We start from the raw sequence: 22,979 nt of genomic DNA, 5'->3' as shown, positions 1-22,979 counted from the left end.
ACCCTTCACCGGATCGGCAATCTTGCAGCTCAGAGCCGTTAGAAAGAGGTGCCGTGTTGACGCGGGCCTGCTGGCTGTGCCAGCGTGACCTCCGCGTGATACCGGTATCAGGTCGCGGAAGCGGCACCGGCCGCAAGCATTCGGTGAAAGGACGCGGACATGCTCGGATTCAACGAGCCGGAATTCCTCAAGCAGATGGCCAGCGCGGTGGCCCTGCGCCCGCAGATCGAGGAACTCGTCGATCGACTCGTGGGCGAGGGCTTCGACAACCTCCTGCTGGTGGGCGCCGGCGGCACTTACGCCCAGATGTGGCCGTACGAGCACCTCGCCCGGCGCGACTCGACCCTCGCCGTGCGGGCCGCCATCGCGGCGGAGCTGATCGCGTCGGGTGACGCGTCCCTCGGGGAGCGCACCGTGGTGGTCTTCACCTCCGTCTCGGGCACGACCGACGACAGCATCCGGGCCATCGAGTTCTGCAGGTCCAAGGGCGCCTACACGATCGGCTTCACCGGCTACCCCGACTCGCCGATCGCCCAGAAGGTCGACGTCGCACTCGTCTCCGAGCCGAAGACCTGGCCGTTCGACACGCAACTGCTGCTGTTCATGGGCAGGCTGCTGTCACGCAGGGGCGAGTGGGACGGCTACGAGGAGTTCGCCGCCGAGCTCACGGACCTCCCCCGCATCCTCGTCGAGGTGGCCGGGCAGGCCGAGCCGGTGGCCGCCGCCTTCGCAGAAGCGCACCGGGACACCGACTACCACTTCCTCATCGGCGGCGGGAACCTGTGGGGGTTCACCTACCTCTACTCGATGTGCATCCTCGAGGAGATGCAGTGGCTGCGCACCACCAGGGTGCACAGCGCCGAGTTCTTCCACGGCTCACTGGAGCTGCTCCAAGAGGACACCAGCGTGATCATCTTCCAGGGTGAGGACGAGACCCGTCCCCTCACCGACCGCGCGGAGTCCTTCGCCCGCCGCGTCTCCAAGGACGTCACCGTCTTCGACACGCGCGACTATCCCCTCGAAGGGATCAGCCCGCGCTTCCGCGGCCTGCTCGCCCCGCTCGTGCTCGACGTGGTGATGAGCCGCGTCAGCAAGCACCTGGAGAGGGTCCGCGACCACTCGCTCGACCTGCGCCGCTACTACCGCGTCATGGACTACTGACCCATCGCCCCCGCCCCCGCCCGGAGGACCGCCCCGGGCGGGCTCCCCATCTGCGCAGGAGATCGTGATGAGAGTCCTCGGCTTCGGCGACAACATCGTCGACCGGTTCGTCGACCGCGCCGTCGACTATCCGGGTGGCAACAGCGTGAACGTGGCCGTCTACGCGCGCCGCCTCGGCCTCGAAGCCGCCTACCTCGGCGTCTTCGGCGACGACGACCTGGGCGGCTTCCTGCGCGAGTCCATCGCCGCCCAGGGCGTCGCCGTCGGCCGGTGCGTCGTGCGGCCCGGCGAGAGCGGCGTCTCGCACCTGCGCGTCGACGACGGCGACCGCGTCTTCCTGGGCTGGAACGGCGGCGGTGTCACGGTACGCGAGCCGCTCGCGCTCGACGGCGAGTTGCTCGCCTACGTGTCGTCCTTCGACCTGGTGCACTCCAGCGTCTACTCCCGCAGCGAGAGCGAGCTGCCGCGGCTGGCCGGGCTCGGCCCGCTGGTGAGCTTCGACCTGTCCAGCGAGGAGGAGTTCCGCACCTCCTCCTACCTCGACCGCGTCTGCCCGCACGCCGACCTGGTGCTGATGTCCTGCTCCCATCTCACCGAGGCGGACACCCGCACCCTGCTGGCCGACGTCGTACGGCGCGGCGCGCGGCTCGCGCTGGCCACCCGCGGCGTGCACGGCGCGATCGCCCACGACGGCCGCGTCACGGTCGGCGCCGCGGCCCGCCAGGTGCGCGACCCCGTCGACACGATGGGCTGCGGCGACGCCTTCCTCGCCGGGTTCGCCGTCTCGCTGCTACGCGGTGGCTGGACCAGGGGCGGCGCTCCGGCGCGGCACCTGATCGAGCGGGCCTTGCGCGACGGCGCGGCGGCGGCCTACGAGCAGTGCCTCGTCGAAGGCGCGTTCGGCCACGGGCGGCCTGTCATGGCTAGCATGTGGCCAGCCTCCGAACGTGAGAATTGAGGGACGCCATCCATGCCAGCTGACCGGAGTCAGGCGCCGGGGCCGCCGACGATCTCCGAAGTGGCCGCCGAGGCCGGCGTCGGGCGCGCCACCGCGGCCCGCACCCTCGGTGGTTACGGCTACGTCAGTCCCGAGCTGCGCGAGCGGGTGCTCTCAGCCGCCGAGAAGCTCGGCTACCGGGCGAACGCGCTGGCCCGCAGCATGTCCACCGGAGTGAGCCACACGCTCGGAGTGATCGTCGCCGACATCGGCAACCCCTTCTTCGCCGGTGTCGTACGGGGCATCTGCGACACCTCCCGGGCCCGGGGCTTCGACACGATCGTGCTGAGCACGTACGAGAACCTCGAAGAGGAGATCGCCGCCACCAACGTGCTCATCGACAAGCGCGTCGACGGCGTCATCATCGCCTCGGCCGCCGTCGGGCGGGGCGAGGTCGCGCACATCAAGGCGGCGATGGACCGGGTGCCCGTGGTGCTCGTCGACCGCGCGGTGGCCGCGCTTGACCTCGACACGGTGGTGATCGACAACCGGGACGCCGCCCGCGAGGCGGTGGAGATGCTCATCACGGCCGGTCACCGGCGCATCGGGTTCGTCTGGGGGCCGCCGGTGGCCAAGCCGCCCGCGACCCGGCGCGAGCTGCTGGCGCAGGCCTCCCGCAACCTGTGGACGGACGGGGAGCGGCTGCGCGGCTACCTCGACGCGCTCGACGACGCGCGCATCCCCTTCGACCCCGAGCTGGTGATGGCCGGCCGCAAGACCGAGGAGCGGGCCACCGCGGAGGTGGCCCGCATGCTCGCCATCCCCGACCGGATCACCGCGGTGTTCTGCACCGAGACCGACGCGGTGACGGGAGCCCTGCGGGCCCTTCGGGCGGCGGGCCTGTCCTACCCGCGTGACATCGCGCTCATCGGGTTCGACGACAGCGCGTGGGCGGCGGTCATGGAGCCGCCCCTGACCATGATCGCCCAGCCCGTGCACGAGCTCGGCGCGAAGGCGGCGCAGGTGCTCCTCGACACGCTGGAGGGCGCGGAGCCCGGCCGCGAGACGCACACCCTGCGCTCGCGGCTCATCGTGCGCGCCTCGGTCTCCGCGCCGCCCGCCTCCTGAGCTGCTAGCCGGCGATCTCCGAGCCGAGCTCCTTGAGGAAGCCCTCGGCGGCCTGCGCCGGGGTCTGCCGCTCGAACAGCACGTCCTGCGTGTAGCGCTGCAGGATCTTCTGCGCGCCACCGCCACCGGGCGGCGGGGCGGTCGGCACCGTGCCGAGCTCGTCGGCGATGTCCTCGATGTAGGCCTGCGCGGCCTGCTCCGCGGGCGGCAGCTTGTCGGTGATCGCGGCCCGGACCTTGAGGTTGGGCTGCACGCCGCGGTCGGACAGGATGATGTCGCCGGCCTCGGTGGTGTTGGCGAGGAAGTTGACGAACTTCGCCGCCTCCGCCGGGTGCTCGCTGCGCGAGGACACCGACCAGAACATCGACCCCTTGTAGTAGTTGCCGTTCTCCGTCGACTTGCCGGTCACGCTCGGCAGGCGGAGCAGCTTCATCTCCTTGCCACTGGCCTTGCTGACCGCGTTGAGCTGGTTGCTCCACCAGTAGCCCATGGCGACCTTGTTGGTGGCCAGCATCGACTGGTCGAGCGGCGCGATCATGTCCTGCGTGGTCGCGTCGGCGCTCGGCAGCGCCTTGGCCTTCTGCAGGTCAAGCAGCTGCTGGTACCACGAGGTGACGGTGGGGGCGGTCACGCCGAGCTTGCCGTCGGGGGTGTAGAGGGCCTCGCCATGCTGCCTGGCCCACACCGACAGGCCGGCCTCGTCGTTGCCGTACGCCTGGGAGCCGAACACGCCGCCGGACGACTTCTCGGTGATCTGCGCGGCGATCTTGGCGTACTCCTCCCACGTCCACTTGGTGTCGTCGGGCATCTTCACGCCCGCGGCCTCGAACAGGGAGGGGTTGGCCAGGATCGAGTAGGCGTTGACGCCCGCGTTCAGGCCGTACAGCTTGCCGTCGACATCGCCCGCGCCCAGGGAGGCCGGCTCGAAGTCCGCCGTCTGCAGGTCCTTCTGGGTCTTCAGGTCCAGCAGGGCGCCTCGGTCGGCGTACTCACGCAGGTAGCGCTCGTCCATCTGGATGATGTCCGGGGCGTCGTTGGCCGCGACGGTGGTGGCCAGCTTGTCCCAGTAGCCGTTCCACTCGCCGTACTCGCCCTTGACGACGATGTTCGGGTTGGCCTTCTGGAAGGCCTCGATCGCCTTCTGCGTCGCCTGGTGCCGGATGTCCGACCCCCACCAGGTGAAGCGGAGCTCGACCTTGCCGTCGGCGGCGTCGCCGCCTGATCCGCCGCACGCGGCGGTGGCCGCGAGAAGCAGTCCGGCCACCGCGAGCCGGGCTAGGGTTCCTGACCGCATCTGAGCACGTCCTTTCTTGGAGCTACTTGCCGCCGGTCGTGGCGATGCCCTTGATCAGGAATCGCTGGCCGACGAGGAAGGCGAGGAAGACGGGGGCGAGTGACACCACCGACATGGCGAACAGCGACCCCCACGAGGTGCTCGACGTCGCGTCCACGAAGGACCGCAGGGCGATGGGCACCGTGTACATCTCCGGGTCAGTGAGATAGATGAGCTGACTGAAGAAGTCGTTCCATGTCCAGATAAAGGTGAAGATCGCCGTGGTGGCAAGGGCCGGGACCATCAGCGGCAGGATCACCCGCAGGAAGATCCTGGCCCGCCCGCAGCCGTCGATCCGCGCCGCCTCGTCCAGCTCGCGCGGGATGCCGCGGATGAACTGCACCATGAGGAAGACGAAGAACGCGTCGGTGGCCAGCAGCTTCGGCACCACCAGCGGCAGGAACGTGTTGACCCAGCCGACCTCGGAGAACATCACATACTGCGGCACGATCAGGACGTGAATCGGCAACATGATCGTCATCAGCATGATGGCGAACCAAAACTTCTTACCGATGAACTCCAACCGTGCGAACGCGTAGGCCGCCATCGAACAGGACACCAGGTTGCCGACGATCGCGCCGAGCACGACCAGTGCCGAGTTCATCAGATAGTGGCTGAAGGGGTGGCCCAGCGCGTTCCAGCCGAGCGTGTAGTTCTCGATCTCCAGGTCGGTGATCAGCAGGCCCGGCTCGCGGAAGATCTCGTCGCCCGGCCGCAGCGAGCTGACCACCATCCAGATCACCGGATAAAGCATGATCAGAATGGTCGCCCCGAGAGCGACGTGCTTGAGCGCGGTTCTAATCGTCATAGTGGACCCAGTACTTGGAGGCGACGAAGTTCCCGGCGGTGAAGACCGCGATGATCACCAGCAGCACCCACGCCATCGCCGAGGCGTAACCCATGTCGAACTTGCCGAAGCCGCGCTCGTACAGGTAGAGCGTGTAGAACATGGTGGAGTCCGACGGCCCGCCGGTCCCTCCCGAGACCACGAACGCCTGGGTGAACGCCTGGAAGGCGTGGATGATCTGCAGCACCAGGTTGAAGAAGATGATCGGGGTGAGCAGCGGCATGGTGATGTTGGCGAAGCGGCGCAGCGGCCCCGCCCCGTCCACCGCCGCCGCCTCGTAGTACATCCGCGGGATCTGCCGCAGCCCGGCCAGGAAGATCACCATGGGCGCGCCGAACGTCCACACGTTCAGCGTGACCAGCGTCCACAGGGCCGACTCCGGGTCGGCGATCCAGCTCCTGCCCGCGACGCCGAGCCAGCCGAGCACGTGGTTGATCAAGCCCTCGCCGCCGAACACCTGCCGCCACAGGATGGCGATGGCGACGCTGGAGCCGAGCAGCGACGGCAGGTAGAACACCGAGCGGTAGAACGCCATCCCGCGCAGGCCCCGGTCCAGCACCACGGCCAGCAGCAGCGCGAGCGCCAGTTGCAGCGGCACCGAGACCAGCACGTAGATGAAGGTGACCCGCAGCGAGTTGTGCAGCCGCTCGTCCGCGAACATCCGGGTGAAGTTCTCCACCCCGATCCAGGTCGGCGCCTCCAGCAGGTTGTAGTCGGTGAAGGCCAGGTAGAGCGAGGCCAGCATCGGCCCGACCGTGATCAGCACCAGGCCGACCAGCCAGGGGGCGAGGAAGAGGTAGGCGGCCAGGTTCTCGCGCCGGGCCGGCTCGGCCCTGGTCTTGCTGAGCGTGCTCAGCTCACTGATCGCGCTCATCCGACCGTCACCGTCAGCGTGGCCGTCGCCTGCTCGGCGATCTGGCTGCGCGCCCGCACCACCGCCGTGCCCCGCCGGACCGCCTCGACCCGGCCGTCCTGCCCGACGACGAGCACGCCCGGCTCGCTCTCCTGCTCGACGGTCCAGAGCACGTACGCCGCGTCCGCGTAATACTCCGCGAACTGCACGAACTCCACCTGGTACGTCGCCTTCTCGCCCACCGTGAGCCGGTCCTTCCCGGTCAGGGTGAGCGCGGGCGCCGGGGTGAGCAGGATCTGGTCGGTGGCCAGCGTGTACGCGGCCGAGGCGGCGTTCTTGCCGGTCACCGTGTAGCGCAGCACCACGTCCCCGGCGGGCAGGTCGGCCTCGCCGTGCCCGGCCTCGCGATAGTGGTAGGCGCCGTCGGCGGGCGGCAGATACTGGTCGAACTCCTCGCCCACCGCCGCGCCGCCGATCGTCAGCCTGCCGCGCCCCCGGTCCTTGTGCGCCTTGACCAGCGACGTGATCGTGTACCGGCCGGCGGCGGGCACCTGGACGGTGTACTCCACCCAGTCCCCCACCGCCTGGGCGCGCAGCGCGTGCCAGGCGCCGCCGACCGCCGGACCGGCCGCCGGATCGGCGGTCGCGCCCACCTCGCCCTGGGAGCCGGTGCACACCTGCTCGGCCTCGAAGGCCAGCCGGGGCAGGGTCGCGGCCGGGGTGAGCTTGATGTAGTCGACGCCGACCGCGTAACTGCCGCCGGTGCGCCCGGTCGAGGTGAAGCGGAAGGCGTGCGCCCCCTTGGCCAGCCGCACGTTGCCGTGCCGCCGCTCGCGGAACTCGATGCCCTTGTACATGTTGCGCGGCTGGAAGTGGTTCGACTCCGGCCCGAGGTCGGCGCCGTCCACCGACAGCTTGCTGCTGCCGCGCGACTCGTTCTCCTTGTAGCGCACGTCCACCTGGTAGAACCCGTCGGCGGGCACGTCCACGGTGTACTCGACGCTCTGCCCGGTGCCGGTGAAGGCGGCCAGGATCCACGCGGCGTTGCCGGCGTTCGGCTCGCCGATCTCGGTCAGCGTCGCGGTGGACGTCCGGGGCAGGAACTCCGCCTCGTTGTAGATCGGCTCGGCGAACACGCTCGGCACCGCCACCGGCGGCAGCAGGTCGGCGGCGGGCACGCTCACCGAGGCGCGGCCGTGGCCGTCCAGCCTGACCGTCCTGGGCAGCCCCCGGTCGTGCCGGGGGTCCACGACCACGACCACCGCGTCGGCGCCCGGCGTGCCGGTCAGCTCCAGCCGCAGCCGGTTCGCCGAGCCGTTCTCCCGGTACGACGCCACGTTCTCGTCGGCGTAGAGCACCTGGCAGTTCTTGCCGTCGGCGCGTTTGATCCAGAACGCCTTCCCCCGCGAGGTGTTCGCCCGCAGGTCGATCGGGAAGCTCTTCAACTGCTCACCCTGGTACGTGCCCCGATAGGCGTAGGTGTGCGAGCCGTCGTCGTCGAGGGTGATGTCGGCGACCATGTAGGTGCCGTCGTCGTCGAGCCAGCGCAGGTCGGCCACCACGGTGGCGGCGTAGCCGCCCTTGCCGGTGGCGATCACGAGCGCGGTGTCGCGGTCGTCGTCGGTCCACATCCACACGAACGGCCCGGTGCTGGAGTTCCACCGCTCGCCGTCCCAGCCGGCGCCCAGGTAGACCGGGCGGAACGGCTGCTCGGTGAGCGCGGCCACGCGCGGGTGCTTGCGCCAGCGGTTGAAGCGGGTCATCAGCTCGGCGCCCGCCTCCGGCCAGGTGCCGGGCTTGCCGGGGTCCTGGCCGAACTTCACGTTGCGGACGGCGATGTAGGAGTAGTAGTCCTCCATCCGGCCGGTGATCCGGCCGCCGTTCATGTAGGTGGAGTTCATCGGCAGGTGACCGAAGCCGGTGACGGCGGTGCGCAACGACAGGTCCTCGCCGGTGATCCCGCCGTTGGCGGTGTTCCAGCCGTTGTACGCGACGTGCATCAAGCTGTTGTTCCGGTCCCCCTGGGTGGGGTGGATGTCCAGCTCGCTGGTGACCTTAGGCAAGAAGTCCGGATATTTCTCGACAAGTTGGTTGAGCAGGCGGCGGCTCAGCACGTTCTTGCGATAGACGTTGTCGCTCGGGTGCGAATAGGCCGTCTCCGTGTCGTTCTGCCACCACTCGGTCAGGTCGACCATCTGGTGCGACATCCGATACCGCGTGATCAGCGTCTCGATCTGCGCCCGCTTCTCCGCGATCTGGGCCGGGTCGGCCAGGTCCCGGCCCTTGCCGTGGCCGTCGCCGCTGAGGCTGAACCACAGACCTAACCGCATCCCGTTGCCGGTGACCGTGCCGGAGAACTCCTCCAGGCTGCGGATCGACTTCAGCATCGCGGCGCTCGGCACGATGGTGTCGCGGGTGGTGTTCCACAGGTCGTCCAGCATCACCATGTCGAAGCCGGCCTGCTTCGCCTTGGGGATGATGACGTCGTAGTAGTAGTTGTCGGGCAAGGTGCTGCCCGGACCACCGCGGTAGTCCCAGTCGTTGGTGTTGAAGAGCGTGCTGACGTTGTTGTAGCGGAACCGTCTGCGGAAGTGCTCTTCCTCGGCCATCTTCGCGTCGATCACGTCGCCGCGGAAGACCGTGAGGTTCACCGACAGATACTCGAACTCCTCGCCCTCGAACAGCACCAGCCGCAGGGCCTCCGGGTTCGTGACCACTTTGACGTGGTCGGCCTCGTGCCAGGCGTTGAGCGCGGCGAACGGCGGCAGCATGTAGTCGGCTTGGTCGCCGTCGCCGCGCATGGTCTTCCAGTTGGTCTCCGGGCTGAGGCTCCACCCGTGACCCTCGTCGTACACGCTGATGACCTTCTTGGGCAGCTCGGCGCGCTTGGCCGCGGACGAGGTGTCCTCCGGCAGCGGCGCGAGCGCGCCCGTGGTGCTCTTCCAGCGCATGTTCGGCGGGTAGTGCAGGGTGTGCGGCCGGTCGGGGAAGGCCAGGGCCAGCACGGTCGAGTTGGTGATCGTGGTGCGCCGGTCGGTGGCGTCGTTGCGTACCAGCGTGTGGAAGCGCAACCCCGAGCGTCCGTCGTAGATCTCGAACACCGCTGTCACGGTCACCGCGACCGGGCTGGTGCGCCGCAGCGGGATGCGCAGCTCGCGGCCCACCCTGACCCGGCCGCGCGGCGTGTGCATCCACAGGTCGCCGGTGCTCGGCTGCAGCACCGTCCAGCCGCTGTCGGCGCCGACCATGTCCTTGCCGTCGAACTCGTACGTGAACAGCTGCCGGCCGCCGGGCGCGACCTGGTATTCCTGCGCTGCCTGCCTGTTGTAGACACTGCTGATCGCGATGCCGGAGCGACTCTGCTTGAGCTTGACGCGCAGCACGTCGTTCTCCAGGCGCCAGATGTCGCCGCTGCGCTTGACGGTCGCGCCCTGTGCCGTGTCCCGCTCGGCGAGCGCCGGCAGGGTGGCGCCGTCGAGCACGATCGCGCCGGCGAACGCGGCGCCCGTGACACCCAGGAACCGGCGGCGATTCAACGGATCCAACACGATCTCTCCTCGGGGTTGGAAAGGCCGAACCAGGCTTCCCTCCGGAAAGCGCTTGCCTGGCCCGCAAAACTAGTTCACTCCACCGGATCACACAAGAGGGAACATAATTGAACAGATCGGAGGTCGCGGCACGCTCAGGCCGGGCATCCAGGACGGCCGGAACCCGGCTCGCCACGATCTCGCGGGGGAACACGACTCAACAGGTGAGTTATCGGCCGACCGTCTTCAGGCGGCTCAGCCAGGGAAACACGTTCTCGCCACCTTGAGGCGTTGTCAAGAACTAATACGAATTACCACGATCACGATCCAGCAATGCCGGGCCTTGCAAGACTCAACATAGATCAACATAAATCCACCCGGGAACCGCCCGTGCCAGCGCTCCCGCAGGGCACGACCCTCTGAGCGGCTACGGTCCGATCGCCATCCTTGTACGACGCCGCCCGGATTTACCGCAATATGCCGCATTTGTGATGACTAAACCTGGCGAACAATACGGACGAGAAGCCGTAGTGACATTTTTTCACCCGCTCTTTCCTCTTACCAGGAATTGCGGGACGGCGTGGCGTTGTGGCGTGACTCACGACAACTGTAAGCATCGTACCGGTCACGTTGGCTCGCTCGGCGGGCGGACACAGCCGCATTCGGCCTGCGGGTCAGTCGCGACCAGGAGTCGCAATCCGAAAGGAACGGTACATGTTCACGCCTATTCCCCGGACAGCAGCCACAGCCACGCCCGCCCCGTCCGAGGCGCGTCACACGACGAGGCGAATGCTCGCCATGGCCGGCACCCTTTCGTTGGCACTGGTCGCCGTCCTGTCCCCGCCGGTGAGTGCGGATGACGACCACGACAAGCACCACCACAGGCACGACGACGACCTCGCCGGGCGCTGCAATCCGCACGCCTTCTTCAAGGTAAACAGGATCTCGCCGCGGAACTTCTTCGTCCCCCGCACCAGGTTCATCGACGGCCCCGGCGGCTCGATGACGGTTTCGGTCACGCGGGAACACGAGGTGCTCGCCTTCATCGAGACCGAGAAGGAAAGGCAGCGGGAAAGGGGGAAGCAGCGGACCAACACCCATACTGACACCCGTAGTGACACCAACACAGACGCCGCTGGTGACACCCATACTGAAACCCGCGAGGACGCCCATACTGACACTCGTACATTGATCCGCCGCTTCCGCAGAATGGGTCTCCCCCACCTCGAAGAGCGGCACATGGTCTTCACCGGGCACGAGTACACACAGGAGATCAGCAAGGGAATGTACGGCAATATGTGGTATCGCGTTCTCGGTTACCGCATTGGCTGGTCGTCCTGGCGAGTGCTCGGCACATGCCGCCACGTGGAGATCGACAGGGGAATCGCCAACGTGCCCGCCAGAGTGGAGGGCTGGCGGTATTGGGAAACCAAGCACCCGAAATTCAAGGGCCGCCTGATCTCCGAAAAATAACGCGACAGCCCATGGCTCCCGGTCCGAGTGGGATCCCGGAATTCATGGGCTTTCACGCATTCGTTCGCGGGTGGGACTTCGGGAAGCCCACACCGTCTGATGTGGGGCCGACGCCTGCCCTTCTCCTGGCCCCGCACGAGGCCGTTGCCCTACCCACGTCCATCCCACCGCAAACCGGCTGATCCATCTTTCCCGACGGTCGCGCCGCGCCGTGGAAGCAGGCGCGCGACCGGGCACTGACAGCGAAATATCACTCTTTGTCATGTAATGTCGAGATTGGACTGCGCTGCGCTTCGGTCGAGATGCGTCGGGGGTACCCAGGTGACACACATCCGGGTGGGGGAAGGGCCCGCCGAGGAGGTCTTCGAGCGGTTCCTGAACGGTGAGCCGGTGCGCCAGAGCGTGCGTCCGGTCATCCTGCGGTCCTGGCGGCGCTGCCAGGAGCTCGCCCCACCGGCCAAGCTCGGGTTCCCGGACCCGGTGGAGCCGGACCTGAACTCCTTCCTGATCCGGATGGCCCGGCCGGTCCTCGACCGCGTGCAGCCCATCGTCGACCACGCGGACGCGGCCGTCCTCCTCGTGGACGGCCAGGCGACCTTGGTGCTGCGCTACCTCGCCGACCCCCAGATGACGAAATTCTTCGACAAAGTAGGCGCGGTAGTCGGCACGAACTACTCCGAATCCGCCATCGGCACCAACGGCACCGGCACCGCGCTGGCCGAGCGGCGACTGACCCGCGTCGCGGCCTTTGAGCATCCCGCCACCTGCGTGCAGCCGTTCACCGGCACCGGTGTGCCGATCCTGGACCCGCTCACCGGCCGCGCCCTCGGCGCCGTCAGCGTCGTCTGCCCCAACAAGCGCGAAGACGTGGCGATGGCCGTCCTGGCGCAGCAAGTGGCCGCGGGCATCGAACGACGGGTCCTGGAGCAGAGCAGCGAGCGCGAGCACGCCCTGTTCGAGGCGTACCTGCGGGCCGAAGACCTGCCCACCCTGCGGTCGCGCCCCTCCCTGCGCGATCTGCCGCGTGCGGACCGCTTCCTGCTGGAGGAGAAGGCCACCGAGCTGATCGCGCTAGGGCAGCGGGCGGCCGTCGAGGTCCCTCTCTCCCGTGCGCGCATCGCCACGCTGCGGGCTGTGCCCACGACCGAGCCCGCGGGGTTGGTCGGCGTCGTGGCGCAGGTGCGGATCCAGGACGGCCCGTGGGAGCCCGTCACCGAAGCCCCCGCCGCCGAGATCCCCGACCTCGGACCCGTCCCTCAGGCGAAGCCGGCGACCGCCCACCCGCCCAGGGAGTCGCCCACCGATCCGTGGCTGATCCTGTTCGGCGAGCCGGGTGTCGGCAAGCTCGCCATCGCGGCCCGCAGACGCATCAGACTCCTGTACGAGGCGGCGACGATCATCGGCAAGACGCTCGACGTGCGGGTGACAGCCGAAGAACTCGCCGAAGTGGCCGTTCCGCGACTCGCCGACCATGTCACGATCGATCTGCATGAGAACGTCCTGCGCGGGGAGGAGCCCGGCGATCCGGCCACGGGCCTGCGCCGCGTCGTGTCCCGGGCCGTAGGGGAGAATCTTCCTCTCCACGACGCGGGAAAGCCGGTCCACTACCTCCCGACCTCCCCGCAGGCGGACTGTCTCCTTGGTCAGGAGGCCGTGATGTGGCCGGATCCGCGCACCACCGCTCCCGCATCCGGGTACGGAGTCAACTCGCTCATCGCCGTCCCGCTGCTCTCCCATGGCCGCATCCTGGGCGTGGCGACCTTCGTGCGCCTGGAAGGCTCCGCGTCCTTCGAGGACGACGACGTCTCCCTCGCGGAGGAAATGGCCCGGCACACGGCGGTATGCGTGGACAACGCCCGCCGGTTCATCCGGGAGCGGGCCATGGCCGTGGCTCTGCAGCGCAGCATGATGCCCAGCAGCCTGCCTGAGCAGAGCGCGCTCGAAGTGGCACACCGCTTCCTGCCTGCGCAGGGGGCGGCCGGCTACGACTGGTTCGACGTCATCTGCCTGTCGGGGGCCCGTGTCGCCCTGGTCGTGGGCGACGTCGCGGACCGCGGCCTGCGCGGTGCGGCCAGCATGGGCCGTCTGCGCACCGCCGTCGACAACTTCGCCTCGCTCGACATGCCGCCCGAGGAGATCCTGACCCATCTGGACGAGCTGGTCCGCCGCCTCAGTCAGGAGGAGACCGACCTGGGTGACAGCGTGCTGGGGGATTTCGCCGCCCCGGACGTCGGCATCACGGGGACGACCTGCGCGTACGCGGTCTACGACCCCACCTCCCAGCGCTGCGCCCTGGCCTGCGCCGGCCATCCGCCACCCGCTGTCATCTACCCGGACGGCGCGATGGAGTTTCTGCAGGTGCCCCCGGGGCAGCCGCTCGGCCTCGGCGGCTCCCCCTTCGAGACAACCGAGGTGGAACTGCCCGAGGGCAGCAGGCTCATCCTGTACAGCAACGGACTACTCGTCAACGATCATGAGTATGACGCCCGGACCAGAGCCGAGCGCGTGCGCGGAGCCCTTGGCCAAGCCGGCGGCTCGGCCGAACAGACCGCCTCCGCCATACTGGACGCCGTCCCGCGCGACGACCGCACCGACGACGTCACCCTGCTGGTCGCCCGCACCCGGGCGCTGCCGCAGGACCACATCGCCTCCTGGGACCTGGCGTCCGACCCCGCCGTGGTCTCCCACATGCGCAGCGAGGTCGCCAAGCGGCTCGCCGCCTGGAACCTGGAGCACCTCGCCTTCAACGCCGAACTGATCTTCAGCGAGCTGGTGACCAACGCCATCCGCTATGGCAGCGAGCCCATCCGGGCGCGGATGATCCTGGACCGGGCGCTGATCTGCGAGGTGTCCGACGCGAGCGAGAGCTCCCCGCGCCCACGCCGCGCGGTCGCCACCGACGAGGGCGGGCGCGGACTGTTCCTGGTCGCGCACATCGCCGAGCGCTGGGGCACCCGCCACACGCACCGCGGCAAGGTCATCTGGGCCGAGCAACCGCTGACCGACGGCGAGGCTGAGCCGCCCGATCCGGCGACGGCCTTGTCCCTCTTCGCCGACGACCTGTGAGCGTCAGCCCTTGTCGGGGTTGTGCCAGGTCTCGAACCGCGGCGCGGACGATTCCAGGAGCTGTGTCGCCCTGCCCACGCAGTCCGGGCAGATGGGCTCGGCGACCGCCCTGGCCAACGCTTCCGGCGTCGGCTCACGGAAGGTGCCCAGCACCGTCATGCCGGGTGGCAGACCGGTCTCAGGGTCGATCGTGACCACCGTGACGCTATCCGGAACGAAACTGAAGGTGCGCTTGCATACGTAGCATCCGCCGATCGTCGTCATACGCCCTCCTCTCCAGCACCGTACATCGCGTCCCCGCGCACCGGCTCACCAAGGGTCGCCGTACGGGTTCGGTCACGGCTGTTCCGGGGAGGACTCGACGCGGGGGACCGGATGCTCGGCGACGAACTTGCGCAGGAACTCGATCGCGGACACGTCGTACACGTCCTCGATGGCGTTGGCCGCCAGGTAGCACAGCAGGCAGCGTTCGCGCGGCAGAAGGCCCATCCGGGTCAGAAACATGTACGTGTAGTTCAGCACCACGCGATAGCGCTGGAACACGGGGTTGCCGAATCCCCTTCTGATGTACTCGGCGTTGCTCAGGGCCAGGCGGCGGTATTCGCTGAGGTGTGGCCCCTCGGAAACGGCGGCGGCGGTGGGAAGCACGCTCAGCACGCTGCTCTCGATGATCGGGTCGGCGCGTTCGGCGTGGCGGGTGACCAGTTCGGCCCACTCTCGGACGAACGGGACAGGCTCGGCGGGGATGCCGTCGGGAGCGTCGCCGTCCAGGGTGCGGGCCACGGTGCGCATCCGGTCCACGACCAGGTCACGATGGTCCCGGTACTTCTCCCCGAACGCCGACCGCCAGATGTCGGGCCGGTCGCACGCGTCGAAGAACCGTTCGGAGTGCGCGCGGAAGGACCCGACGTTGCGCCGCAGCCCGCCCATCGCGTGGGCGGTGGTGAAGGTCAGGGTCAGCATGAGCAGGTCCAGACGGTCCCGCCCTTCCCTGATATGGCGCGACATATCCAGATAGAGCCCGTTGCTCTCGACGGAGAAGTCCGTGATCAGATCCGCCACCTTCTGGTCACCCCCCACCGCATGCCGCCGGGACTGGAACGGCGCGAAGCGCACCGTGTTGTCGGGATACCACGGGGTGAGCGGCCCTAACTCCATCTCCATCTCGGCAAGGAGCCGGTGCTGCGGGAGCAGCGACCCCTCATCGAGCCGGGTCGTGGACGGATGGTCGCGCAGATACGCCCCGATCGTCTCCTCGATCGCCGGGCGGATCACCTCGGACCAGTCGTGGTCGCGGGCACGGATGTTGATTCGGAGGTGCGGCCCCTGCCGCCAGTGCGGGACGACGAAGACCGCCTCCGTCACCCCGGCCACCCGGTCGAGCAGGGGTGCCACGGCGTCGATCAACAGCCCGGACTTGTCCTTCTCGTGGTAGTGGACGTGCGCGCTGTGCCACGCGGAATCCGTGGAGAGCCGCGTCGTTCGAGGAGTCATTTCCCATCGCCTTCCTTCGTGATGAATCAACGGCGACCGCGGTCAGGCGCGGTCCCGTTCACCGCCGTCCGCCACGGACGCCTCCGTGTCCGCTGTCGGCTCCGCTGTCGGCTCCGCTGTCGGTTCCGCTGTCGGTTCCGCTGTCGATTCCATGGCCGCCAGATCGAAGATGTACTCCGTGACGCGAGACCCGTGCTCGCCGTACCGGGGCAGGTCCGGCATCGCCGGAACCGCCTCCTCCAGCACCATCAGACGATCCGGATCGTCGAGCACGCGAACGAAATCCTGGATGAGAAACCAGTTGGTCACATCGACGTACACAGGCTTTCTGCTCTTGCCGAGCACACCGTCGCCGCCGCTGTCGTTCACCTTCAGCACCCGGGCGAAGAACTCGCGCGGTATCCCGTGCCCGTCGAGCCACAGCGCCAGCCGGAGCAGGTAAGCGCCCGGATCCTCGCCCTTGCCCGGGGCCGGGAACTCCCCCGCGCGCATGCGCCAGCGCGCCCGCACCAGCACCACGGCGCCGATCGTGAGCCGCGGCGCGTGCTCCACGGCGCGGGACGGCGGGGGTTTCATCCCCCCTCGCAACACCCAGCCGGCCATCATCACGGTCGGGTTGGGCCCGAAGGCGCGAATCAGGAACGACTGCGCGGGCGGGAGGAACACCTCGAAGGTCAGCCCCAGGTGGGCCGGACGGATCGCCCTGCCGTCGGGTCCGCGCAAGACCAGCAGCTCGTGGTCGGGGTCGTACTCGACACGCAGGCCGGTCGGCGAGATCGTCTCCTCGGCGTCGTCCCCGCCCGCGCGGGGGTAGTCGATGACCGGCAACGCTCGCGGATGGATGTCGAGATTGTTGCCGTGGTCGACGCGGAACTCCGCGAGCGTCGTGTCCTCGCACACCCGTTTCCGGTCGGCGAGCGTCGCGTCCTCGCACACCGGTTTCCGGTCTGCGAGATCAGGAACCCGATCGCCCGCGGTCGCCAGAAGATGCTGGATCCTCCCCACGCCCCTGCGCGGCCCCGCCCCCACGTAGTTGACGACCAGCCGCGGCCCTTCGGGCGTCGTCATCAACTGCCCGTACACCGATATCGACGCGGTCGGGCGGATGAAGCGCGGCCAGGAGGCCATCAACTCCTCCAGCGACTCGGGCGGCACCGGATTCCCCTCACCGGCCTTCTCCTGGGCCGCGTGCAGGAAGTCCCATGCCGTACGGCGAAGCTCACCCAGCCGCGCCATCCGCGAGCCGTACCCGGCCAAGTCGCCTGCCTGGCCGGTGCGGCGCGGCCGCTGACTCAGGAATCTCCGGACCGCGACCCCCGTGACGCTGTCGGCCAGCGACCCCATGTCGTGAACGCGCCGGTAGAAGGTGAGAAAGGGCACCGAGCCATCGGGCCCGTACGCCAAGAGGAAGTAGTCGGCGAGGGCGATTTTCAACGGAAGGCTCAGATCGAACACCGCGAGGAGCCGGCGGACGCGGTTCATGTCGTCGTGCACCCGCCGCAGGCTCGCGCTCGGCCAGCTCACGACCGTGCCCGCGAGCACGTAGCTCTCATGCACGAGGTGCCGGGAGGGAAGCTCCGGCCCGGGCGGTCGCGCGTCGGGCGCCATCCGTTCGGCGATCCGCTCGACACCCTCCCGCCAGCGGCGTTTCCCGCCATCCGGTTGGCGCGCGTACGCGTCCACGGCCTCGGCGATCGCCCGGAGCGGCTCCAGCGCACGCGGTTCATCACCCCCCGTTCCGGAGGCCGCCCGCTCCAGCCAGCCGATCAGCCGGGGCAGGGCGTCCCCGGCCTGCTCGGAGAAGGGCGGGCGCTGCTCCACCAACCCACTGGCGATCAGCACGTCGAGCAGGTGGCCGACCCGCTCGACGTCGTCGAGGGAGGTCAGCTTCCCGGCCACCGCCCCGCGCGTGGTGCCGGGGACGGACCGGATGAGATCGAGGACCGCGCGCAAGAACGCGCTCGCCGGGACCGAGTTGATGGGTTCGGCGGGGCGGTGACCGAGGAACCAGACGCGGCCGTCCTCCTCGACGGCGGTCGGGTTGACCCGCAGGACGACGCTGTCCCGCAGCCCCGGCTGCCCCGCCGACCACTGCCAGAAGGCGTGCACGAGCACCCGGTCGGCTTCGGCGACCCCCAGCGACGGCAGGTCGTCAGCGAACACGGCGGAGCCGTCCCCGGCGCTCCATCCGCCCAGGCCGCTGGCGGTGAATGTCACGTACGGGCTGGTCTTCATGGCGGCCCGCGCGAGGTACTTGGCGAGCCGGAGCAGCGTCTGCCGGGCGGGCGCGGCATCGCCCGGCGCGTCCAGCCATGCCTCCAGGCGCCGTGACAGGTCCGAGCTGCTCTGCGCCAGGCCTTGCCGGAACTCGAAGAGCCGGGTGGCATCGCGCAGCACGGCCGTCTTCTCGGCCAGCTCCCGATCCAGCAGGCCGGACATCTCCGCCCGCGCCCCCGTCAGCCGATCGAGATCTTCAAGCCAGCGGGACATCCGCCCGGCCACCGGCCGGGGCAGGAACTCGATGATCACCGGGGTCCAGACGCGGTCCCGAGGCCTGCGCCCGGCGAAAAGATCACGTCGAAGGGCGACGAGAGCCGGCTTGAGCTCCGGCCGCCGTCCCGCCCCGATCAGCTCGTACAGGATGTCCGCGAGGCGCGCGCCCTCGGCCGCCACCTGCCCGTCCAGCCGTACCACCTCGTCCACCAGCGACCACGTACGGCTGAAGCGGAGGGCGGCCACGCGCTCCGCCGGGATGCCGGCGACACGCACCCCGAACACCGCGCCCGCCGCGTATCCCTCGCCCCGCGGCGCCGGCGCTCCCGAACCGGGCCTCAGGACGACCCGTCCCTGACCGATCTCACCCATCGTTCACTCCCGTGGTTCGCGGCATCCGGGCCACGCCGTTGGAGGCCCGGACGCCACCCGCCATCACCTGGTGATCGGCAGTTGTCAGGGACTAGAGAACCTCGTCCTCAATGAAGCTCGGCGCGCTGTTACACGTGGCGCAGGTGCCACAGAAACAGTTGCTCGCGCTGAGCTCGGTCATGCCGTGGCCTTCGGCGGTGCCTTCGATCACGCTGATCGAGTCGACCGCCAAAGTCGACAAATCGAACAGGGAACCGTCCTGCATGATGACCTCCTGATCGTTGTGACCTGTCGAGAAGGGTGGTGCCGAGGTCGTCCTCGGCGGCGAAAGCCCGGGTGCCGCGGGCCGATGCGGGCGAACGCGATGCTCACCTGATGGGACACGGCACCGGGGCGGCCGGCGGAGCTCGTGGCATTGGCTGTCCTCTCGGTCGATGGCTCCCGCGCCGGTCGACGCGGGAAGATGTCAGTCGGGCCGGTACCGGTCAGCGACCGGCCACGGGTCCCATCGGACGGGGGTGCGGCGCGGAGATCTGCCCACGAGCAGGGCGCTGAGGCTTCGACGGCCCTGCCCGCGCGGTCCAAGCCGCTCGCCGCCGCGCTCGGGCTCGCGGCCCCGTCCACGCAGTCCGAACCGCTCGCCGCCGCGCTCGGGCTCGCCGCCCTGTCCGCGCAGTCCGAGCGCCGTGTCCGTCGCCCCGTGGCAGACGTCGGAGTGGATCCGGGCCGCGAGCCCGAGCGCGGCGGCGGCGAGGGCGGCGCGGTGGACGCTGATCCCGGACTCGGTCAGCTGGAGGCGGCACCACAGGTCGCCGAACCTCGCGACACCGTCGAAGGGGTCGCCGACCGAAAGGATCACCGCCGCCGCCTCGCGGAGGGCGAGCGCGGTGAGCGGCTGCACCCCCGCGGCGATCTCGTCGAGACCCCGCCACGGTACGGCGGCGCCGCCAAGGCAGCCCTCCCGGTCGTACCGGTAGCCGCCCGGCGGCACGCCGTCCACCCGCAGCGCCAACGCGTACACCCCGCAGGTGGCCGGCCCTTCGGGCGTGCCCTCCAGTTCCCCCGGGTAGCCGCCCGCCGCGGCCGCCAGGATGCTCGCGAACGCCGCCGCGGGGATGGGCGCCGGCGCGAATCCGGCCGGGGCCGACCTGCGGTGGCCGATGCCCGCGCGCAACGGGACGGGCACCGGTTCCGGCAGCCGCACGGCGGGCTCGTCGCCACGCGGCGACCCTTTTCCGGCAGGCCAGGCGGGTCGTCCCGGTCCCGCGCTCCCGCCCGTCCCCGCCCGGCCGCTCGGCATCGTGGCGGCGGCGTGCAGGGCGGCGAGATGCGGCAGCGAGTCGCTCACCGAAGGAGGCGGGTCCACCGCCTCAGCAGCCCGCCGGCCAATAAGCTCCCGCGCCCCCAGCCCCACCCCACCCGCCTCCGAGCCCAGCGCCCCCGCCCCGGCTCCCGCTCCGGCTCCCGCTCCCGCTCCCGCTCCCGCTCCCGCTCCCGCTCCCGCTCCCGCTCCCGTCAGGCACAGTACGGCGAGCGCGCCTTCGGCTTCTTTCGGCAGGTCGAGCAGGGTGTCGAGCAAGGCGCCGTCGAAGTCCAGGTACGGCCGGACGGAGAGATCGAGATCCTCGGTCAGGGCCAGCGCCTGCGCCAGAAGCGCGCCCGTCTCCTGACACTGAAGCTTGTACGCGAAATCCCCATATTTGATACCCGTTCGCCAGAACACCGCCGTGAGAACGATCACCAGATCGGGCGGCGTGGCCGGTGGCACGGTCAGCGCTTCGAGCAGCGCCGTACGATGATCGCCCGCGCGTACGCGTCGCAACGCGTGATGGGCGCGATCGTAATGGTGCAACCCCGCCGGCAACCCAGGAGGCCCGCCGGCGACGTACGCCTCGATCGGATACAGCGCGCCGCCGGACGGAACCGGCCGGTGCACCCCGACGGTCACCGGGCCGGGCCACACCCCCGGCCGGTTCAGGTCATAGGTCCAGTCGCAAGGGCCGATCCCGAGAAGGTGCCGCAGCAGGTGACCGACGAACGCCGGCCCCGACCCGGGCGGCACGTCCCCCCGGCCATCGGGCAGGCTCAGGTGCTCGGCGTCCGCGTACCGCTTGAACGCGCCCGTCGCCTTCGCGGCCCCCGTACTGGGGGCGGCGGGCGGCCCGCCCACCGCCGCGAGGAAGCGGCGGGTCGCCTCACCGACGGGCAACGTCGCCGGTTCCCGTGGATCGGGGGCGGCCCGCGCGGTCTGAATGATCATCTCGGCCCCTCCAGTCGGTGGTGACGCTACGGAAACGGGTGAGGATGCGGGTTGATCTCTTCGGGGCGCAGGTCGCGGTCCCGGTAGCCGAGCAGCCGGGGCACGGTCAGCAGCCGCGGCAGACCCTCGGTCCTGCGGGAGGCGTGGCCGAAGGTCATCGGCAGCGCCCCGGGGACGATGACCTTGGCGGAGGCGAATCGGCCGGCGGCCTGCTCGGTGGAGGTGGTGTCGACGGCGATGACGTCCAGGCCGGCGGCGAGCCACCGTCCGACGAGTTCGTCCAGGTCGTCCGTGAGGTCCGCGTGGCGCGGCCACCCGGCTCGGGCGGTGACGGCGCTCAGCGGCAGCCGCGGCCCGTCGCCGTCCAGGAAGTCCGCCCGTGGGCGCGTCGCCGGATGCGCGTAGAGGGCCGGGTGGTCGTCCATGTCACGAACCAGCAGGGGATAGGCCAGCATCGGCTCGACGGCGGCGTGGTCACGCCCGGCGCTCAGCGCCCTCAGCAGCGGCGCGACCTCCCGCAGCGCCGACCGCACGGCCCGCTCGGGGTCGAGGTGCGCCGCCGCCCCGAACGCCATCGCCCACCGGGCCTCCGCCGTCCGGTTCACCGCGAGGGTCAGGAACGTCGGCACCCGCTGCTCCAGCATCGTGGAGAAGATCATGATCTCGCACCCGAAGCGCCGGGCGAGCATCTCCTCCATCAGCGGGATCCGCCGGTCGGCCGCCGAATCCAGGTCGACCCGCGGTACGGCGAGGCGGGCGTACCAGGTCATCAGGAACGCGTCCCGCTCGGCCACCTCCAGCAGGCCGTACAGGATCGCCTCTTCCAGGCAGGACCCGGCGGCGCAGCCGTTGGACGTCTCGAACACCCAGCGTGGTTCGTTCTCCGGACGCCTGCCGTAGTAGGCGATGGACTCCGGCACCAGCACAGGAGCGGACCGCGCGAACGAGTATCCCCAGACCCAGCTCGTCTTCTGCTCGGGCGCGAACGGCACGTACGGGTAGCCGGGCAGCCGGTACAGCTCCTGCGGGGGCGTGCCGAGGGTGCGGGGGTCGATCGCGTCGTCGGCGAGCTCCTCGTACGACCCGCGCACGGTCGTCCTGCGGCCCCCCGGCCGCTCGCCCGAACTGCGTTCCAGCGCTTCCGCCAGCGCGGTGAGCCTGGCGGAGCGATAGTCCCCGGCCCGGCCGAAGCCGTGCTGGGAGTCGTGGTGGATCCTGGCCGGCGCCAGGCGGGCCACTGCGCTGGGTATCCCCCCGCGCGATCCGACGTCCACGGAGGCGATCAGACCGGTCTCCGCGTCCACGTAGCGGTCCGCGACCCCACTGTGCAGATCGTGCAGCCGGAACTCGCCGGGGTCCGCCTTGATCAGCGGCCGGCGGGGGAGCGCCATCCCCAGCCTGGTATCCGACGGCAGGTCGGAGCAGCGTGGGCAGAGCGGGTCGGAAAGGAACCGATGTCTGCGCACCGACGCGTCCAGTAAGGACAGCCGCAGGATGGCGCCGTCGGTCCGGGCCACGTCCGCACGGGCGAGCACCGTCCTCACCTCGTCCCGCACCAACCGAGCCACGGCCGTGACCAGCATCGGCGGGACCATCGCGGCACCGGTCTCCCGCGACGCGGATCGCGGCTGGTCGCGCAGCAGACGCCGGGCCGCCGAGTCGGTCCGGTTACGGCTCTGCCTGCGCCGTACGCACAGCGGGCAGCCTGGTCGCGGCGGGCGCACCAGCGGGCCGACGGTGATCCACCCGGCGTCGAGGTGAACGGGCAGCCAGGGCGTCCCCCGAACCGACGCGTACTCCTGGACTTCCTGCTCTCCGGCACGCACCAAGCCCTCCGAGACGACGACGAGCGCCGCGCACCCGCTCTCCACGGCGACACCCGCCGGCAGGTCCTGCTCCCCCGCGACGCCCGCCGGCAGGTCGTGCACCGAATCGGCGGCGAGGTAGGCGAGCCGGCCCTCGCCCTGGGCCGTGACGGCCCGGGCGACCCGCCCGGCGCCGATGACGGCGACGTCGAAAGGCCGAGGTTCCACCC

15 protein-coding genes are annotated in these 22,979 nt (G+C 69.9%); 5 read left to right on the top strand and 10 right to left on the bottom strand.

Annotation, left to right across the window (positions count from 1 at the left end; genetic code table 11):
• Positions 1-159 precede the first annotated feature (159 nt).
• From IEY87_RS06530 to IEY87_RS06520, 3 genes are all read left to right on the top strand, one after another.
• Positions 160-1,161 carry an SIS domain-containing protein gene (locus IEY87_RS06530; RefSeq protein WP_189137575.1) on the top strand — a complete coding sequence of 334 codons (1,002 nt, stop codon included), beginning with the start codon at positions 160-162 and terminating at the stop codon, positions 1,159-1,161.
• A gap of 67 nt (positions 1,162-1,228) precedes the next feature.
• Complete coding sequence (locus tag IEY87_RS06525) at positions 1,229-2,119, top strand: PfkB family carbohydrate kinase (RefSeq protein WP_189137574.1); 891 nt, start codon at positions 1,229-1,231, stop codon at positions 2,117-2,119.
• Positions 2,120-2,131: 12 nt separating this feature from the next.
• The gene (locus IEY87_RS06520) at positions 2,132-3,226 is read left to right on the top strand and encodes a LacI family DNA-binding transcriptional regulator (RefSeq protein WP_189137573.1); all 1,095 of its coding nucleotides are present in this window, start codon (positions 2,132-2,134) and stop codon (positions 3,224-3,226) included.
• 4 nt (positions 3,227-3,230) lie between these two features.
• On the opposite strand, the gene IEY87_RS06515 is transcribed toward IEY87_RS06520, so the two are convergent.
• From IEY87_RS06515 to IEY87_RS06500, 4 genes are read right to left on the bottom strand one after another with little or no spacing between them, the layout of a single operon-like run.
• Entirely contained in the window at positions 3,231-4,520 is a 1,290-nt protein-coding gene (locus tag IEY87_RS06515; RefSeq protein WP_189137572.1) for an ABC transporter substrate-binding protein, read from the bottom strand.
• Positions 4,521-4,542: 22 nt separating this feature from the next.
• Entirely contained in the window at positions 4,543-5,367 is an 825-nt protein-coding gene (locus IEY87_RS06510; protein ID WP_189137571.1) for a carbohydrate ABC transporter permease, read from the bottom strand.
• Positions 5,357-6,280, bottom strand: coding sequence for a carbohydrate ABC transporter permease (locus tag IEY87_RS06505; RefSeq protein WP_189137570.1), 924 nt, complete (start codon positions 6,278-6,280; stop codon positions 5,357-5,359). Before IEY87_RS06505 ends, IEY87_RS06510 begins: the two co-directional genes overlap by 11 nt.
• Positions 6,277-9,807, bottom strand: a complete 3,531-nt coding sequence (locus IEY87_RS06500) for a carbohydrate-binding protein (protein ID WP_189137569.1) — start codon at positions 9,805-9,807, stop codon at positions 6,277-6,279. Before IEY87_RS06500 ends, IEY87_RS06505 begins: the two co-directional genes overlap by 4 nt.
• Positions 9,808-10,500: 693 nt before the next feature.
• On the opposite strand from IEY87_RS06500, the gene IEY87_RS06495 reads away from it, so the two are divergent.
• Positions 10,501-11,259, top strand: a complete 759-nt coding sequence (locus tag IEY87_RS06495) for a hypothetical protein (RefSeq protein WP_189137568.1) — start codon at positions 10,501-10,503, stop codon at positions 11,257-11,259.
• Between the two features lie 321 nt (positions 11,260-11,580).
• Positions 11,581-14,325, top strand: coding sequence for a SpoIIE family protein phosphatase (locus tag IEY87_RS06490; protein ID WP_225277139.1), 2,745 nt, complete (start codon positions 11,581-11,583; stop codon positions 14,323-14,325).
• A 3-nt stretch (positions 14,326-14,328) separates the two neighbouring features.
• On the opposite strand, the gene IEY87_RS06485 is transcribed toward IEY87_RS06490, so the two are convergent.
• The 6 genes from IEY87_RS06485 to IEY87_RS06460 all read right to left on the bottom strand — a co-directional run bounded on the left by IEY87_RS06485 (position 14,329) and on the right by IEY87_RS06460 (position 22,977).
• Positions 14,329-14,589 (bottom strand): hypothetical protein, encoded by a 261-nt coding sequence (locus IEY87_RS06485; protein WP_189137566.1) that lies wholly within the window; start codon positions 14,587-14,589, stop codon positions 14,329-14,331.
• A gap of 72 nt (positions 14,590-14,661) precedes the next feature.
• Complete coding sequence (locus tag IEY87_RS06480; protein ID WP_189137565.1) at positions 14,662-15,819, bottom strand: thiopeptide maturation pyridine synthase; 1,158 nt, start codon at positions 15,817-15,819, stop codon at positions 14,662-14,664.
• A gap of 42 nt (positions 15,820-15,861) precedes the next feature.
• Positions 15,862-18,684 (bottom strand): lantibiotic dehydratase, encoded by a 2,823-nt coding sequence (locus IEY87_RS06475; RefSeq protein WP_189137564.1) that lies wholly within the window; start codon positions 18,682-18,684, stop codon positions 15,862-15,864.
• 91 nt (positions 18,685-18,775) lie between these two features.
• The gene (locus IEY87_RS06470; protein ID WP_189137563.1) at positions 18,776-18,949 is read right to left on the bottom strand and encodes a hypothetical protein; all 174 of its coding nucleotides are present in this window, start codon (positions 18,947-18,949) and stop codon (positions 18,776-18,778) included.
• 201 nt (positions 18,950-19,150) lie between these two features.
• Entirely contained in the window at positions 19,151-20,944 is a 1,794-nt protein-coding gene (locus IEY87_RS06465; RefSeq protein ID WP_189137562.1) for a SagB/ThcOx family dehydrogenase, read from the bottom strand.
• Between the two features lie 26 nt (positions 20,945-20,970).
• Complete coding sequence (locus IEY87_RS06460) at positions 20,971-22,977, bottom strand: TOMM precursor leader peptide-binding protein (protein WP_189137561.1); 2,007 nt, start codon at positions 22,975-22,977, stop codon at positions 20,971-20,973.
• Between the last annotated feature and the right edge of the window lie 2 nt (positions 22,978-22,979).

This window comes from Nonomuraea glycinis (genome assembly GCF_014646515.1).
Classification (GTDB): Bacteria; Actinomycetota; Actinomycetes; order Streptosporangiales; family Streptosporangiaceae; genus Nonomuraea; species Nonomuraea glycinis.
The sequence above is the reverse complement of the archived record's forward strand: the minus strand, read 5'-3'. Positions and strand labels throughout refer to the sequence as shown.